Annotated in this window: 17 protein-coding genes; 9 read left to right on the forward strand and 8 right to left on the reverse strand. The window is 37.5% G+C overall.

Annotated elements, in window-relative coordinates; genetic code table 11:
• Positions 1-74: 74 nt before the first annotated feature.
• A complete protein-coding gene (locus GQR44_RS15645) occupies positions 75-680 on the reverse strand; it encodes a short chain dehydrogenase (protein WP_166371663.1) in 606 nt (201 codons plus the stop codon).
• A 140-nt stretch (positions 681-820) separates the two neighbouring features.
• Between GQR44_RS15645 and GQR44_RS15650 the strand changes: the two genes are divergently transcribed.
• The gene (locus GQR44_RS15650; protein ID WP_166372646.1) at positions 821-1,708 is read left to right on the forward strand and encodes a LysR family transcriptional regulator; all 888 of its coding nucleotides are present in this window, start codon (positions 821-823) and stop codon (positions 1,706-1,708) included.
• 23 nt (positions 1,709-1,731) lie between these two features.
• On the opposite strand, the gene GQR44_RS19875 is transcribed toward GQR44_RS15650, so the two are convergent.
• Positions 1,732-1,869, reverse strand: coding sequence for a hypothetical protein (locus GQR44_RS19875; RefSeq protein ID WP_240923673.1), 138 nt, complete (start codon positions 1,867-1,869; stop codon positions 1,732-1,734).
• A 349-nt stretch (positions 1,870-2,218) separates the two neighbouring features.
• Positions 2,219-2,422, reverse strand: coding sequence for a transposase (locus GQR44_RS19665; RefSeq protein ID WP_205963096.1), 204 nt, complete (start codon positions 2,420-2,422; stop codon positions 2,219-2,221).
• Positions 2,423-2,594: 172 nt separating this feature from the next.
• Here GQR44_RS19665 and GQR44_RS15660 point away from each other — a divergent pair, with 172 nt between their 5' ends.
• Complete coding sequence (locus tag GQR44_RS15660) at positions 2,595-4,067, forward strand: NAD(P)/FAD-dependent oxidoreductase (protein ID WP_166372647.1); 1,473 nt, start codon at positions 2,595-2,597, stop codon at positions 4,065-4,067.
• Between the two features lie 198 nt (positions 4,068-4,265).
• Here the strand turns inward: GQR44_RS15660 and GQR44_RS15665 are convergent, their stop codons facing one another.
• On the reverse strand, positions 4,266-4,442 hold the full coding sequence (locus GQR44_RS15665; protein WP_166372648.1) for a hypothetical protein: 177 nt from the start codon (positions 4,440-4,442) through the stop codon (positions 4,266-4,268).
• A gap of 875 nt (positions 4,443-5,317) precedes the next feature.
• Here GQR44_RS15665 and GQR44_RS19880 point away from each other — a divergent pair.
• From GQR44_RS19880 to GQR44_RS19890, 3 genes are all read left to right on the forward strand, one after another.
• On the forward strand, positions 5,318-5,614 hold the full coding sequence (locus tag GQR44_RS19880; RefSeq protein ID WP_240923676.1) for a transposase: 297 nt from the start codon (positions 5,318-5,320) through the stop codon (positions 5,612-5,614).
• An 87-nt stretch (positions 5,615-5,701) separates the two neighbouring features.
• Positions 5,702-5,941 (forward strand): hypothetical protein, encoded by a 240-nt coding sequence (locus tag GQR44_RS19885; protein WP_240923678.1) that lies wholly within the window; start codon positions 5,702-5,704, stop codon positions 5,939-5,941.
• A gap of 50 nt (positions 5,942-5,991) precedes the next feature.
• The gene (locus GQR44_RS19890; protein ID WP_240923680.1) at positions 5,992-6,156 is read left to right on the forward strand and encodes a hypothetical protein; all 165 of its coding nucleotides are present in this window, start codon (positions 5,992-5,994) and stop codon (positions 6,154-6,156) included.
• 154 nt (positions 6,157-6,310) lie between these two features.
• On the opposite strand, the gene GQR44_RS15675 is transcribed toward GQR44_RS19890, so the two are convergent.
• The 3 genes from GQR44_RS15675 to GQR44_RS15685 form a co-directional block, all read right to left on the reverse strand.
• Positions 6,311-7,324 carry a LacI family DNA-binding transcriptional regulator gene (locus tag GQR44_RS15675; protein ID WP_166372649.1) on the reverse strand — a complete coding sequence of 338 codons (1,014 nt, stop codon included), beginning with the start codon at positions 7,322-7,324 and terminating at the stop codon, positions 6,311-6,313.
• A 182-nt stretch (positions 7,325-7,506) separates the two neighbouring features.
• Complete coding sequence (locus GQR44_RS15680; protein ID WP_166372650.1) at positions 7,507-8,523, reverse strand: ester cyclase; 1,017 nt, start codon at positions 8,521-8,523, stop codon at positions 7,507-7,509.
• Positions 8,524-8,614: 91 nt separating this feature from the next.
• Positions 8,615-9,925, reverse strand: coding sequence for an MFS transporter (locus tag GQR44_RS15685; protein ID WP_166372651.1), 1,311 nt, complete (start codon positions 9,923-9,925; stop codon positions 8,615-8,617).
• Between the two features lie 328 nt (positions 9,926-10,253).
• On the opposite strand from GQR44_RS15685, the gene GQR44_RS15690 reads away from it, so the two are divergent.
• From GQR44_RS15690 to GQR44_RS15700, 3 genes are all read left to right on the forward strand, one after another.
• Positions 10,254-11,795, forward strand: coding sequence for a sodium/solute symporter (locus GQR44_RS15690; RefSeq protein WP_166372652.1), 1,542 nt, complete (start codon positions 10,254-10,256; stop codon positions 11,793-11,795).
• Between the two features lie 11 nt (positions 11,796-11,806).
• Positions 11,807-13,177, forward strand: a complete 1,371-nt coding sequence (locus GQR44_RS15695) for an L-serine ammonia-lyase (protein ID WP_166372653.1) — start codon at positions 11,807-11,809, stop codon at positions 13,175-13,177.
• Positions 13,178-13,499: 322 nt separating this feature from the next.
• Positions 13,500-14,219: an IS6 family transposase gene (locus GQR44_RS15700; protein ID WP_240923681.1), complete on the forward strand. Its 720-nt coding sequence runs from the start codon at positions 13,500-13,502 to the stop codon at positions 14,217-14,219.
• A gap of 175 nt (positions 14,220-14,394) precedes the next feature.
• Here the strand turns inward: GQR44_RS15700 and GQR44_RS15705 are convergent, their stop codons facing one another.
• Positions 14,395-15,651 (reverse strand): GGDEF domain-containing protein, encoded by a 1,257-nt coding sequence (locus GQR44_RS15705; RefSeq protein ID WP_166372654.1) that lies wholly within the window; start codon positions 15,649-15,651, stop codon positions 14,395-14,397.
• A gap of 214 nt (positions 15,652-15,865) precedes the next feature.
• Here GQR44_RS15705 and GQR44_RS19990 point away from each other — a divergent pair, with 214 nt between their 5' ends.
• Positions 15,866-16,000 (forward strand): hypothetical protein, encoded by a 135-nt coding sequence (locus GQR44_RS19990; protein ID WP_277344393.1) that lies wholly within the window; start codon positions 15,866-15,868, stop codon positions 15,998-16,000.
• Positions 16,001-16,231 lie beyond the last annotated feature (231 nt).

Consider the following 16,231-nt stretch of genomic DNA (forward strand, 5'->3'; position numbering starts at 1 on the left):
GATAACATAAAAAGCTGAGGATAACGTGATGATTTATAATAAAAAGCGACCCAAATGGATCGCTTTTAACTTATTTAAGCATCAACAACAATGACTTCACCATTAATGAAACCATCAACTGATCGCTCAAACGCTTTACCAACTAACTTCCCTGGTACGGGTTCAAAGCCAGGCATCATTTCTCCGTAGACATCCCATGCTTCAACTAACACAGTTGGATTGACTACATTGATACGTATATTTCTTGGCATTTCTAAAGAAACAATTTTAACGAAAGTATCGATTGCACCACTCGTTGTAGCATCTGCAATAGCGTAAGGGATAGGTTTTTTATTTAAAATACCACTAATTAAAGTAAATGAGCCTGCATCTGAGATGTATTCTTGTCCAATACGTACTAAGTTAATTTGGCCCATCATTTTACTCATCACGGTGGTCATCCATTGTGCCTCAGTCATCTCTGTGAAATTAGCATATTCACAAAAGCCAACAGTATTAACAACCGCGTCAAAAGCACCTACTTTTTCATAAAGCGCTCTAATTGATTGTTCATTCGTTATATCTACAATGTGGTCAACATCGCCAGAGCGACCTGCTGTAATCACATTATGATTGCCTAAACCAGTTAACGCGGCTTGACCCATTTTACCTAGTGCACCAATTAAAATTACTGTTTTCATTTTCTTCTCCGTTGATTTATTTTGATGGGATGATATTAAACAAAAAATTAAACAATTAAAAACAAACCTTTTTTGTTAGTGTTACAGGTATTAATGGTTAAGTGTTATCTTATAAATAACATAACAAGAGAGAGATAAATTTGAGTAAATTAGATAGATTAGATATTAAGCAGCTACGTGTGTTTCAAGCGATAATTCGTGAGCAAAGCGCATCGAAAGCAGCAGCTCAATTGGGGCTTACACAGCAAGCTGTGAGCGAGCACTTAAAAAAATTACGTGATGTTTTTGAAGATAGGTTGTTTCTTCGAAAAACCAGTGGATTTATTGCTACCCCCTTTGCACAAACGCTATCGTTTAGTGTTGATAAACTCCTTAATGATTTTAATGCTTTATTATCACCTACCCACTTTGACCCTAATACTGTAGAAGGGTCATTTGTTATTGCTGCAACCGATTATGCACAGCAAATAGTATTGCCTGCGTTGATTTCAATAATAAGGATACAAGCGCCTAATTTAAAATTGATAGTTAGAGATTTTGAAATTGATAAGCTCAATGAATTGATGGAAAGTGGCAACGTTAACTTAGCGATTGCCTTTCCGGATTATATTCCAGATAGTTATCCTATTTTAAAATTATTTGAAGAACACCATGTTTGTGTCGCTTCACAGGGCGCTTCTATTTTACAAAGTCAGCCCTCGTTAGCTGAGGTTGCTCAATATCCAAGCATTATCGCATCTCCTTCAAGGCCTAACTTTAAAGGCTCTATTGATGATTGGTTCAAAACATTTGGTTTTAAAAGAAATGTAGTGGTTTCTGCACCTTGTTTTTCAATAGTGCCAATGTACCTTGAAACAACGGACTCTATTGCTTTTTTGCCCTCGCGTGCAATTAAAGGATTGGATTTAATTGAAATAAAACTTGAAGAGTCTCCCGATAAATTCGATGTTATCGCTGCTTGGCATCCGCGCTACACTGAAGATGCGTTGCAACGTTGGGTGATATCTATGCTTCAAGTTGAGCCATAAAATAAATGGGGTCAGAGTAAACTTTATTTTATTATCTTAAAAGGGCGTCCCATTTTCTTTGGATGCATGATGTTACCCGTTAGTTTTTCTATTTGGTCTTTAAATGTGTCGCTGCCGATTACCATGCCTTTATTGGTTGCTTGACGAATATCGTTAATCATTTTTGCATCTAATTGATGTTGAAATAGGGCTCGGTAAGATGATTGCCTTGCTTGAGAGTCGTTGCTTATTGAAGTAAACCTGATGTGGAGTACAAAGCTGAGAGGTTTTACCTAGGGCGTTGATTTGATAGCTTGACCATACGTATTCGGCAGGGGCATTAACCATATTGCTCTCACAGGGTTGAGTTCAATATAACGATATAGTTGGATTAAGTATTCTTCGGTTTGCACTAAACAAGATTTGAAACGACGTTCCCAAAGTGTTCTGGTACGTTTGTATGTGTAATTAAAATATCTGACATATTGTCTACCAAGTGATTGCATCATAAGGCTAACAGCATTGGCTTTTTTAAGGAGTAAAAAGCAAATGAACATGATTTGTCATCAATACCCACGCGTGAATTTCAACATTAAATTTACGTGAATGCTCTTTTAGCCATCTAGCATATGCTTTAAAGTCTTGTTCAGACGTGAAGCAAAGGTGGCGATTATTACCTCGTTGAATAACGTGTTGAGGAATACCGATGGGGCAAATTCTTTGGGATCTTGGCATGTGCAACTTCCCTGTTAAAATGACTTGAACTAGAGAGTATAGCTGATAAATTTAAGTTTACTCTGACCCCATTTATTACAACTGACTTAAATTAACAGCTAGCCTCAACGTCAGTCGTATCGGCTGATATTTTTCTTATTGAAGGGAATTAAATAAAGAGTGGGTAGAATTGATGAGAAATGAAGATGATAACTGGACTATTTGTCCTGAATGTCAGGGATGTGGCACAAAAAGTAAGGGGCTGCGCAAGAAAGTGAGACTCCGCTACCAGAGCGAGTTAGCGCAATTTGAAAAAACCAACAGCCAAGGGGCAGCACCCGTTCGTCCTAAGAGTCACCGCGATACATGCGTGAACTGTAAAGGATCAGGGTTGATTCATTCTGCGACTCTTCCTTTAGCTGATAAAGAAAACTACCCACACCTTGCCATTATTGGCGCGGGAATGGGCGGGGTGGCTCTTGCCGTAGCTTGTTTGCACCGTAGAATTCCTTTTACTCTTTATGAACGTGATAGCGCCTTCGATACTCGTTCTCAGGGCTATGGGCTCACGCTGCAACAAGCGGCTAGAGCGATCGATGGATTGGGAATTTTATCGTTAGAAGAGGGAGTCATTTCAACTCGACATGTGGTTCATACGATAGAAGGCAAAGTGGTCGGTGAATGGGGAAAAAGAAAGTTGGGGCTGTCAGATGAGAAAACTTCACCGAAGCGCACCAATGTGCATATAGCCAGGCAGTCGTTGCGCTTGGCTCTGCTTGAGCAGTTAGGTGGAGATGATGCGGTGCAGTGGGGGCACCATTTGGTGGATTTTACAGAACGTCAAGACGAAGGTGTGGATTTGAGCTTTCAAGTAAATGGGCAGATGAAGCTCGCCAATGCGGATCTTGTTGTGGGGGCGGATGGCATTCGTAGTTCGGTGCGCAGGTTGTTGATTGGTGAGGAGGTTTCCCCATTATGTTACTTAGGTTGTATTGTGATTTTAGGGATTTGTCCTTTGGCTGATATTGAAGGTGCGGGAGAAGGTATTGATAGTGCTTTGCTGGATTCGGCCACGGTATTCCAAACAGCCAATGGTAATGAGCGGATCTATATGATGCCTTATACATCAAACTCGGTGATGTGGCAGCTGAGCTTCCCACTGTCAGAAAAAGAGGCTAAGGCGTTGAGTGCTCAAGGAACTCAAGCACTCAAGGAAGAAGCATGTCGACGATGTCAGTGGCACGATCCTATTCCCCAGATTTTAACAGCGACGCGGGTAAATCAGATTTCTGGTTATCCCGTTTATGATCGAGCACCAATCGAGGCTGACTTATTGGCGAAAGGGGATAAGGTGACCTTGATCGGAGATGCGGCTCACCCGATGAGTCCATTCAAAGGGCAGGGTGCAAATCAAGCTTTGCTGGATGCGCTGGCACTGGCTAGGGGGATCAAAAAAGGGTGTAGACCCTTATCGAAATGGCGAAAAGCAGGCGTGAGGGAAAGTGTATTGACTGGGTTTGAAGCAGAAATGTTAGAGCGCAGTGCTATTAAAGTTAAGGGTTCTGCAGAGGCTGCACAGTTTCTGCATTCAGAAGTCGTGCTCCATGAGGGCGACGAACCGAGAGGACGGTGCCTAAAGAGAAAAGGAAAAAATGCAAAAGAATAAAGAGCAACATGACGGTGAACCGAAATAATTGCTATCAATAGATCATTAAATGAGCATAGTCTTTACCAATAAAAGTGACAATGTTGCTTATTTTCTTGTGTTGTTGGCATGAAATAAAACTAGCTACGGGGGGGGCGTTAGTGAGTTAGCTTTGTAAGGCGGAGAGGAGAACATTGCTACTTAGAAATTTTGCATTATTTATTTATTGAGATCACCATATTTACGCTCGCTTTCTCCCAATAGAGAGCGTAAGTAGCAAAAGGCAAGACACGACCCCATTGATTCTCGTTTCTCAAAAAAAATACCAAACTCATCGCGAAGACGCTTCGCTTCACTGAGGGCACGAAGAAAAGGACTCGATCTTGGTTGATTCATAATTGTGCATAAGAGACAGCGGAGACCATGAGAATGAGAGTATATTCAATTAATGAATCGGCAAAAAATTTCCACGGAGACCATGGGAACGAGAAAAATAGTTATTTCTGTATTATAGTATCTCAGTTTATTTTTTATTATTTCGTGTAACCAATTACTTCCTAGATTCGCATAATAAGTGCAATTTTAGTTTTTTTAATATTTGAAATAATTGAATATATAATTCCATGCAACGCATGATGTTACGCCAAAAATAAGACATAAATGGTTTCATTACTTGTTAAAAATCACTTAGGTTTTTCTCGGGTATGTTAGGTTTTATTGGTGAAGAGTGTAAATAAGTAGGGGCAAAGTAAACTTTATTCTATTACCTTAAAAGGGCGTCCCATTTTCTTTGAGTGCATACTTTTACCCATTATTTTTTCTATTTAGTCTTTAAATATGTCGCTGCCGATTACCATGCCTTTATTGGTTACTTGACGAATATCGTTAATCATTTTTGCATCTAATTGATGTTGAAATAGGGCTCGGTAAGATGATTGCCTTGCTTGAGAGTCGTTGCTTATTGAAGTAAACCTGATGTGGAGTACAAAGCTGAGAGGTTTTACCTAGGGCGTTGATTTGATAGCTTGACCATACCTATTCGGCAGGGTCATTAACCATATTGGCTCTCACAGGGTTGAGTTCAATATAACGATATAGTTGGATTAAATATTCTTCGGTTTGCACTAAGCAAGATTTGAAACGACCTTCCCAAAGTGTTCCGGTAAGTTTGTATGTGTAATTAATGCACAATGGGGTCAGGTCTTTCATTTTGAATTTGTTGATTATTTAGCCTATATTTGCGATGTGACTGTTAATTTATAGGGGTATTTATGAGTCGTCCTTTACGTTTAGAATTTTCAGGTGCGCTTTATCATGTTACATCGCGTGGTAATGAAAGAAAGGTTATTTACCTGGAAGGCAGTGATTTCGAGATATTCCTTAATTTATTAAATACCCTTTGTTCACGTTTTAACTGGGTTATTCATGCTTATTGTTTAATGGATAACCACTACCACCTACTTGTTGAGACTCCCGATGCTAATTTGAGTAAAGGAATGCGCCAGTTAAAGGGTGTATTTACGCAATCAATTAATAGAAAGCACGGCCGAGTAGGACACCTTTTTTAAGGGCGCTATAAAGCTATTCTGGTTGATAAGGATGCTTATTTATTAGCACTCTGCCGTTATATTGTTTTAAATCCTGTGCGTGCAAAAATGGTTGATACGCCTGATGAATGGTTGTGGAGTAGTTGGCATTGTATGGTTGGAAAACAAGCCTCCCCAAACTGGTTAGCAACGGATGCATTGTTAAATTATTTTGATAAAAATCGGTCAGTAGCGGTTGCAGAATATATTCACTTTGTAGGAGAGAGGGTGAATAAAACCATCTGGGATGATTTACAGCATCAAATATATTTAGGTGATGATGCCTTTGTAGAAAACATCAATTATTAAAAGAGTTATTTGAAGGGGATGTATCTGAAATCCCGTTTAAACAACGTTCTATGTCGCCACTGACGTTAAAAAGTTATCAAGAACAATCAGATACTCGTAATGAAGCGATTATGAAAGCTTACCAGTCAGGTAGATATACAATGGAAGAAATTGGCACTCATTTCAAAATACATTATTCATTAGTTAGCCGTATTATATCGGCAGATAAAAAGTGATCGTTAGAAAATTAAAAATGAAAGACCTGACCCCATGTTAAAACGTGTCTTTGACCCGTATTCGGACTTTAGTCCGTAAAACTAAACCATCTATTTTAGTAGGTGATTATTGATTTTCGTCGCTAGTAGGAACATAAATCTTTCGAAGTCTTGGTTATCTTTTATATTGGGTTGTTTTTCGTTCTATAAGAGTTGCTGGAATCATTAGTTTTACAAGACTCGTTTCTTTTTTTGTGATGTGATCAATTACAATTTTAACTGACTCTCGTGCTAAACGTTTAAAGTCTTGTTTAAAGGTTGTAAGTTGATAATTAAGCCATTCTGTTTGTGGTACATTATCGAAACCAATTACTTGTATATCTTCTGGTATACGTAGCCCAAATTCTAAACGTGCGATATCCATTAAAGCCATTGCTAAATTATCCGTAGCACAAAAGATTCCATCAGTGTTTTTATTCTCAGACAAAAATGTACGGATCATCTCTAATGAATCAAGGTAATCGTAATTTGCTTCAATGACACATGTTTTTTGACCAGTCAGATCTTCGAATTCGCTAGAGAATCCTGCATTTCGTTCATCATTAGTAAACGTTGGCACATTACCTGTCAGATAAGCTGCAGACTTCACTCCGCAATGATAGAAGTGATTTGCAGCGATTTGTCCTGCTGCATAATTGTCACTAATCACATGGCTACCTTTAGTTCCTTCGACAACACGCGCAAATTGAACAATCGGAATATTAAACTCTTCACACTCTTCGTATAACGATTTATTAAGAGTTGCTGACGCCGCTATTACACCATCAACACGGTATTGAAATATATTAGGAATGGAGTGCTGCTCTTGTTCATTCACCATCCATGGAATCAAAACTGCTGAATATCCAATTTTTTGCAGTTCACTGGAAATTAACTGAAGTGTTTTCATATGAATTGGGTAATCGGCATCTGGAAAAACTAGGCCAATTAGCTTTGACTCACTAGTCGTTAAACTACGTGCGAAAGCATTCGGACGATAGTTTAAAGTCTTAGCTGCTTCAAAGACCTTTTTTTTTGTTTTTTCTGCAACTGAACTACCAGAAATAAAAACACGAGATACAGTAGATTGGGATACACCAGCGAGTTTCGCAACATCTTTTGAAGTAATAGGAGGTGGAGATATGTTCATAAATATATTAACTTTAAATAGATAGACGGAGAATAGAATAGCATAAAAAGGGTGCGTATTCATAAAAATAAAAGCCCTATTCTTCGTGAAATAAGGCTTTTTGGTTGTGACAAATTTCTTTATAAATTTTACCCATAATTAAATCTAAAATGAGTAAAACCCTACATCTAACTTTTTAGATTTTAAAGAGAAGGATTTAAAATTGATGCAGTCCGTTCAAACACATCTAAACCTTGTTGTTGTAACCAGTAGGGGAGATCGATAAGCACCCAATTTTCAGATAATTTATCGCCGTCACGATAATAAATATCAACTACTTGCATATTCGCTCTAACTTCCCCCCCTGTCATACCTAAGAAACCACCTGTCGGTGTATTTGAAAGATTTGGCCAACCGAAGAAACAAGAAAAATTACCTTCAGCAAAACGGCAAACGTGACCATTGAATTTTTTATCTTTTAAGTTATTACGAAAAGGTAATTGATGCTGTTGTTGATAACGAGGGATGGTATAAGACGCTCCAATACCACATGGGCCATACCAAATCATATCTTCAGACCAGCTTTTGGCGAGAACTTCAGGCGGGCATCCCATCGCACCACTGTCGTTCAAGGCTGATAAATCATCAACCATTTTATTCACAAGTGCTAGTGTTGCAACGCCTTCTTCAGGTTCTGCATCCGCAAAAAGTAAACCATCATGATTTCGTGGTCCAGGGTAAATAAAATGCTTACCAGTTGATGGAGGAAGTGGGTAACTCCCTGCTTGATCCATCATACCTAATAGATCTAAGAAAAGACCTGTTTTGGTTATTTTTCCATCTTCTACACAATTAAATTCTGCATAGCGAATATTCATTATCTTACCCGTAGGTCGCACCCCTAAAAACTCTCCATCAAAGAGTCCCATAAAGTGCCCCATACTCATTACCCAAGTTTCTCCTTCAGTCACTTCATTTTCTCCAGCAATAAAAATGTCTTGACGGCGTTGCATACGCGTCATTGATTTCATTAAAGGAGACCAGAAAACATCAGCCGTGGCTTGTGCACCTTCTTGTTCACGAAATGGATAAACACCACGCCATAAATAATCTTCAGAAGTATGATTTTTTAATACTTCTCCCACGTTTGCATGATTTGCATTTTCAATAGCATCAAAGTAATGACGTACGATGCGTTTAGCTTCTTGGAATTTAGACATTGAATTTACTCTAATTGTTTATGAACCATAATTTTGATTCAACTTGAATTTTTTGTGGCAAGCATCATGCTTACCACACCTTTATATTCGATTAATCACTTACTAATTCAGCATTTTTTGCCTTAGAAGACTTTTCTTTATGAAATATGCCACCTTTTAATGTTTCAGGTAATGTCAGCCATAATAACCCCGCCGCGATCCAAACGATTGGAGAGCCCCACATTGCCGTTTCTAAGTCTGAACGTTCTTTGATAAAGACCAAAACCATTGGTGCCCACATTCCTATAATACGTCCACCATGGAATAAAGCTGCGCCATAATTACGCAAGTGCGCAGGGAATAGCTCAGAAAAGTAACCTCCCCAAACTGCTGATGCGGAAAGACCGAAATTATAAACAAGCCCCAAAATAGCTAACATGTTAAAGCTACCAATCATTACATCACTTGGTGCAACAAAAAATACCGACGCCATAATGCCGGCAAGAATAAAACCAAAAGCGTTAATTTTACGTCCGTATTTATCGGCAATTGCTCCCCATACCCATGCTCCAAATAATGAGCCAAATGCAGATATAGAGAAAATGATTCCGATCGTCGCACCATCAAATTGTCGTACGTCTTTTAGGTATGTTGTTACAAACCCACTAAAAAATTGATATCCGTAGAAGTTAAGACCCGCAAGCAATAAACAAGTGACTGTGATTTTTCGATATGGGCCACTTAACATTTCTCCCCAAGAACCTTTCTTTTGAGTGATACCTGCTTCACTTTGTTTTTCAGATTCTTCTTCACCATATGCAATTATTTTTTTATCGCTTGGGAGGATAAAAATCATAATAATAGCGGCAACTAAAGGAGGGACACCACCAACCCACATCAAACTTTGCCATGGTGCATCGATACTAGTAATAAATGCGGCATAAGCGCCCATTACCATTAATGCAACCGAAAACATACTTGATGCGAAAGCAGTTAATTTGCCACGAACACCTGGCGGAAATAGTCCAATCATCATAGACACTGCAACTGTAAAGTACCCTCCTAAGGAAATACCAATAATTAACCGCATTAAGGCCCATGTGGCGTAATCAGTGAACATCATATTAATAATTGTTGCACCACCATTTAATGCAGTGATTGCAATTAAAGTCGATTTTTTACCAAAATTAGTTGCGACCCATGCACACCCAAACGCCCCGATTAGCGCACCTACAGATTGCCAGGTATAAAACTGAGCAGTATCAGCGAGGGTGATACCTTCGTATGACTCAACAATGTAAGGGCGTACGTAGTCAATAATTACAAAGTTGTAACAGTAAAAAAAGTAACCTACCAAAATGGCAAAGTAGGCAGTGGCTCGTTGAATTAGTGGAACTTCACTCATGTGCTTACGTTTAATCATCCTAAATAAACCTTTTAATCAAGTAGTTATTTGTTAGTTTAGAGTTAGATAGGACAGTTTAATTATCCTTTCCCCTCCCTAGCTTGAACAGATAATAGTTTTTTTTATACTGTGTCGTCTGTGATCAATGTCATATTAAAGTGAATACGCACCCATTTTTATAATGGAAAGAGGTAGGTCGCATTATTGATATTATTAAGTATACAGATGCTTTCCACTGATTTTATGAGATTGATGTCACATTTTCTTTGGCTTTACGACCAGTTATTGATGTTTTATGGGTAAAATAAGCAAGTTACCCAAGAATTAAAAAAACAAGGAAGATTAAATGGTTACGTACTCATCGTTTGTCGTGATAGCGCTTTATATGTTAATTACCTTATTGATAAGTTACTTGGTTAACCGTCGAGGAAGTGCTCAGGGAGATTTTTCAACGGGTGGTAGACAATTTAGTTGGCTAACAGCAGGGGTATCGATTCTTGCTACTTATATTAGTGCAATGACATTTGTCGGTATGCCTGGTTGGGTTTACAGGTCTGGCTTGGAAGCAATGAGTGTCCACCTTAACTATCCTATTGTAATCTTTCTTGCAATAACATTTTTTGTGCCTGTGTTTTACAAACTTAAATTAACATCTATTTATGAATATCTTGAATTACGATTTGGCGTATATGCGCGCACTATAAATTCAATCGTATTTATTCTTGTCCAATGCATCTCGGCAGGTGTTATTTTATATGCTGTAAGCTTAATTCTAATACAAGCAATATCCATTTCGATATCAGAAGCAATTATATATATCAGCTTATTTACTGCGATTTATACTTTTGCAGGTGGTATTTCAACTGTCATTTGGACTGATGTATTGCAATCAATAGTCCTGGTTATTGGAAGTATTTCAATTTTTACCATACTTATTATGGATATTAATACTGGTCAACACTTATCACGTGAAAACCTAACGATTATTAATACTAGTTTTGACCTCGGAGTAGATACCACCCTTTGGGCTGGTTTAGTGGCAGTGAGTTTTTTGCACCTTAGTGTCTACGGAACTAATCAATTGATAATACAAAGAACTTTGGCAACTAAAAGTGTCGAACATGCACAAAAATCTATGTTGTTGTGTGGGTACGGTGCATTTTTCATTTATCTTTTCTTTTCAGTTATGGGAGTTTTACTAAGTATCTTTTACCAAGGTACTGCTTTTGCTAATAGCAATGAAGTAATTCTTGATTTTGTTTTTAATCATACTAACCCAATACTTATTGGTATTATTATTTCTGCCATACTTGCCGCCGGAATGTCTACATTAGATTCAACATATAACTCAATAGCCACTGTTGCGACCTTTGATATATACAAACGCTTCATTGATAAAAATAATTCAGATAAACATTATGAAAAAGTCGCTCGACGAATGTGCATCGTTGCTGCAGGGGGGGTAATTATTCCTGCAATATTTGCAATATCTAATGAATCAGTATTAAAAACAATTGCTAGCCTAACGTCCATTTTTGTTGGAATTAGATTAGGATCTTTTTTACTCGGACTTTTCTTTCATAAAGCAAATGAAAAAGGAGTTGTTATCGGTAGTATTTTAAGTGTTGTTGCTGTTTTTACTGCACGTTATATAGACATATCATGGCCATGGTTTGCACCAATTGGTACATTTATATTTCTACTCTTTGGAATCCTTACTAGTCACTTCTATGGTGAGAATACACCTGAACAAGAAATTTTCATTTTAAACCAAAAGAAATTATTTTCTAAACCTTTAAAGAGCCATTATGGACTGCTCATTTTTGCAATCGTGACTGTTGCAACATGCGAAGTGATACCTGATTGGCTTTATGTTGCTCTTTCATAACGGATATTATTATGCTTTCTATTTTTGATATATATAAAATTGGTGTGGGACCTTCTAGCTCACACACAAATGGCCCTATGATTGCTGGTTATAAATTTACTCGCATCGCTGAGCCGAATCTTTCACTTGTCAAAAGGGTACAAGTCGATCTCTATGGTTCCTTATCATTAACAGGTATTGGCCATCACACTGATCGAGCAAGCATTCTTGGGCTACTCGGAAACAAGCCTGACACTATAAAAATAACCAGTGCTAATGAATATTTACATAAGGCGATGACAGATAATAGCCTGCTATTCAATGGTACTCATGATATCTCTTTTAATTATAAAACCGATATGTTGTTTCATTCAGAAAACCTACCTTTACATGAAAATGGGATGAAAATTAGTGCGTTTGATATAAATGGAAATATACTTAATTCCGAAGTGTTTTATTCCATTGGTGGAGGTTTTATTGTGACTGAGAAGGAATTAACAGAAGGCAATAAAGTATCGGAAGTGCAGGTGAAATATCCTTTTAAAAGCGCAGATGAGATGCTTGCTTTAGCAGACAAAAATGGAATGAGTCTGGGGGGACTGATAATTACTAATGAGTTGTCTTTTAATGATATTGAGGTTATTAACGAGAAAGCCGATCAAATATGGCGAGTAATGAATAGGTGTATGGAAAGAGGTTTTGAGACGGAGGGAATCCTTGAAGGTGGTCTAAATGTAACTCGTAGAGCACCAAATTTGTTAAAAAAATTAGAAGCGAATAGCTCTCACGATCATGATCCTATGGAAATTTTGGATTGGGTTAATTTATTTGCCTTTGCAGTTAGTGAAGAGAATGCATCAGGTGGACAAGTTGTTACTTCTCCTACAAATGGTGCAGCGGGAGTTATTCCCGCAGTACTTACTTACTATCATCGATTTATAAAAAAGTTAAACACTAAGCAACTCAAAGATTTTTTAGCTGTCTCTGGAGCAATTGGTATTTTATATAAAACAAATGCATCTATTTCTGGTGCAGAAGTTGGCTGCCAAGGTGAAATTGGAGTTTCGTCATCTATGGCAGCTGCTGGCTTAACTGCCTTAAGAGGTGGTAGTAATGAGCAAATTTGTATTGCCGCTGAAATTGCAATGGAGCATTCTTTAGGTATGACCTGCGACCCGATGGGGGGATTAGTTCAAGTTCCTTGTATCGAACGAAATGCGATGGGAGCAATGAAAGCAATTAATGCTTCAAGAATGGCTTTAAAGCGAAACAGTAAATCTTTAATTTCATTAGATAAAGTTATCGAAACTATGTACCGAACAGGTAAAGATATGAATAGAAAGTATCGCGAAACATCACTTGGTGGATTAGCTTTGATTCATCTTGCACCGCCATGTGAGTAGTAAACCAATTCGTAATACTAGATTTGTAATCGCTAAGGCATCGTTAGCATCAGTTTTTGACCTTGGAGGAAACCTTTTAATTTTTTTGGGCTAATTATTCTGACCTCATGGCCAAACTAGCTCACATCCATAAACTTTGGCCAATATTTATAATCAACCTATCTTTTAGTGATGCGGTTTTACATACTCGGAGGTAGTTGGTTATGACTCAATTTCGACAGTCCAAAGTATCGCTTGCCGATACGCCTTATTACCATTGTATATCTCGTTGTGTTCGTCGAGCTTATTAACGGTACTGTCAAGTTAACAACTGCCTCACCAATTGTGCGATAATCTGCCGATGAAAAATCCAAATATCTATGCAGGTTATCGTTATCCTGCACAAATCATCAGCCATACCGTTTGGCTTTATCATCGTTTTACGCTCAGTTTTCGTGATATTGAAGAATTGCTCGCCGCTAGAGGTATCGTTGTCAGCTATGAAACGATCCGGCAATGGTGTAAAAAATACGGTGCCATCTATTGCAACAAACTCAAAAAGAATAGCGGTAAACTGGGTGATACCTGGTATTTGGATGAGGTTTTCATCAAAATAAATGGCGTATTGCATTACCTTTGGCGAGCTGTTGATCAAGATGGTGACGAGATAGATATTTTGGTTCAGAAACGAAAGAATAAGACTGCTGCGATGCGCTTCTTTAAGCGACTATTGAAAGGGCAGGGAGGTACGTCGTTAAAGGTTGTGACAGATAAACTCGCAAGTTACTCTGCTGCCAAAAAAGAATTAATACCAAGTGTCGAACACTCAACTGTTCAGTATGAAAATAATGGTTGTGAACTCTCACACCAGCCTACTCGGCAACAAGAACGACAGATGAGAAAATTTAAATCACAGGGGCGTGCCCAACGGTTTTTAAGTTGCCACGGAGTGGTCAATAATTTGTTTCGTTTTGGTCGTCATCTAATGCAAGCAAAACATTATCGAGTATTTCGAGATCGCTCCTTTTCTGAATGGATGGGGGTTAGTGCGTCCCAAATTTAGATTAAGGCTAATTTAATAGCCTTTAGTCGTCCTAGTTACATAAGTTGACAATACCTATCGAAGACATAACTTGAGCACTCTGTGGTCAATATTCTGTTTCGTTTTTGGCGTCATTTAATGCCGGTATAACATTATAGGACGTTGCGAGATTATTCCTTTTTAGAATGAAAGTGAGTTAGGTTAAACTCGTAATACTTATCGTGTTTTTACCATGACTTTTAGATGAATAAAGCGCTTTATCTGCACAAGTTAATAACTGATTTGCAAGGTCATTTATTTTTAGATATGTGGCCTTCGATTTTACCATTCCAAAAGAACATGATGCAGTGAATTGATTTGAAGTATTCCCAAAATAGGCTGCGGCGATATTGCTCCTAATGCTCTCTACAATAGTAATAGCCTCATTATCTTCTTGCAAATCACACAATAACAGAACAAATTCATCTCCGCCTAATCGAGCAAAGCTATCACCAGGTCGAATAGTTTCTTTTACAATATCAGAAATACCTTTTAGAAGCTGATCTCCACAAGCATGACCATAGGTATCATTCACTTTTTTAAAGTTATCTATGTCTAAAAGGCAAACATAAAATCCATTACAAATTCCTTGGCCCATTTCAGTTATCGCAGTGGATAAACGAATTTCAAAATAACTACGGGAGAGGGCTTGTGTAAGATGGTCATGCATTAGTTGGTTGCTTAACTGACTTCTATCTTTATAAAGGTTATCAATATGAAGAATTAAAATCCAAGAAATGCTACATGTCACCAGTAAAGCTCCAATCCAAGCCGATGGAGGTAAATCAATCAGTTGTATTCCTGTCAGTGCATCACCTAAACCCGTTATCATCCATATGCTACCCGTTATTAATAATAGCTTTATTGTATTAAGAGATTGCTTCTTTTGGTCCTTCTGTCTTATCCGATAAATTTGAATGAGAGTTCCCAAGCAATATAAAGATAATAACAATAACCAGGCGCCCCAAAGTTGAAATAATGGGCCATAGACTAACCCAGTATAATATTGTGATGTCGGGTAAAACTCTTTCATCAAAAAATATTGATTCGGGAAAATGCATAATAATGAAAAAAAAGTGTTAATGGCATAGCACCATTTCAGTGATTTTTTAGCAGGGTAATCAAAGAAAAAAATATAGAAATGCATACTAAGAAGAACCGTAAACATTGAAGTGATGATGGTGACTCGATTGGCTATATTAAGATATTCAAGGTTTTCGCCTGAATTAATCAGAACAGCAAAAGCGGCCAAAAAAATACCAGTTATTAATGCAGACATTGAAAAGATAAAGTAAGAGTGCACAGGCTCTTTATGGCGAGTATTAAGTAGCTTATATAATAATAAAAAAAATCCAGCTAAAAAAACACTAAGACTCGAAGTGATAATAAATGGTAATGATAACAGTTGAACCATGTAGTCTTCCCATGCAGAAATACGATCCCTTTTTTTAGAAATCTAAGTTATCAAGATTAACAGAAAAATAAAAAATAAGAAGAAGTCCCTTTAAAAAGTAATCACGCAAACTAGCACTAATCACAAATAAGCGCACATCCATAAACTTTGGCCAATATTTATAATCAATCTATTTTTTAGTGGTGCGATTTTACATGCTCGGAGGTAGTTTGTTATGACTGAATTTCGACAATCCAAAGTATCGCTTGCCGATATGCCTTATTACGATTGTATATCTCGTTGTGTTCGTCGAGCTTATTTATGTGGTAAAGGTAAATACACAGAAAAATCATTTGAGCATCGACGCTAGTGGGTGATTGAACAAATGTATTATCTAGCCTTTACCTTTAATATTAATATTTGTGCTTATGCGATGTTGATAATTTAAGTTAGATTTACATTGTTTACGCTTAATTTATAAGATGATGAGTCGTTCGTTATGTTTAGAATTCATTCATTCCACATAGTTACTATATTGTTACAAAATTAGAATTTTATTATGATATTTTATCGAACGAAAAATTAAGAGACCTCTGTAAAT

It is taken from the genome of Psychromonas sp. SA13A, from assembly GCF_011378715.1.
Taxonomy (GTDB): Bacteria; Pseudomonadota; Gammaproteobacteria; order Enterobacterales; family Psychromonadaceae; genus Psychromonas.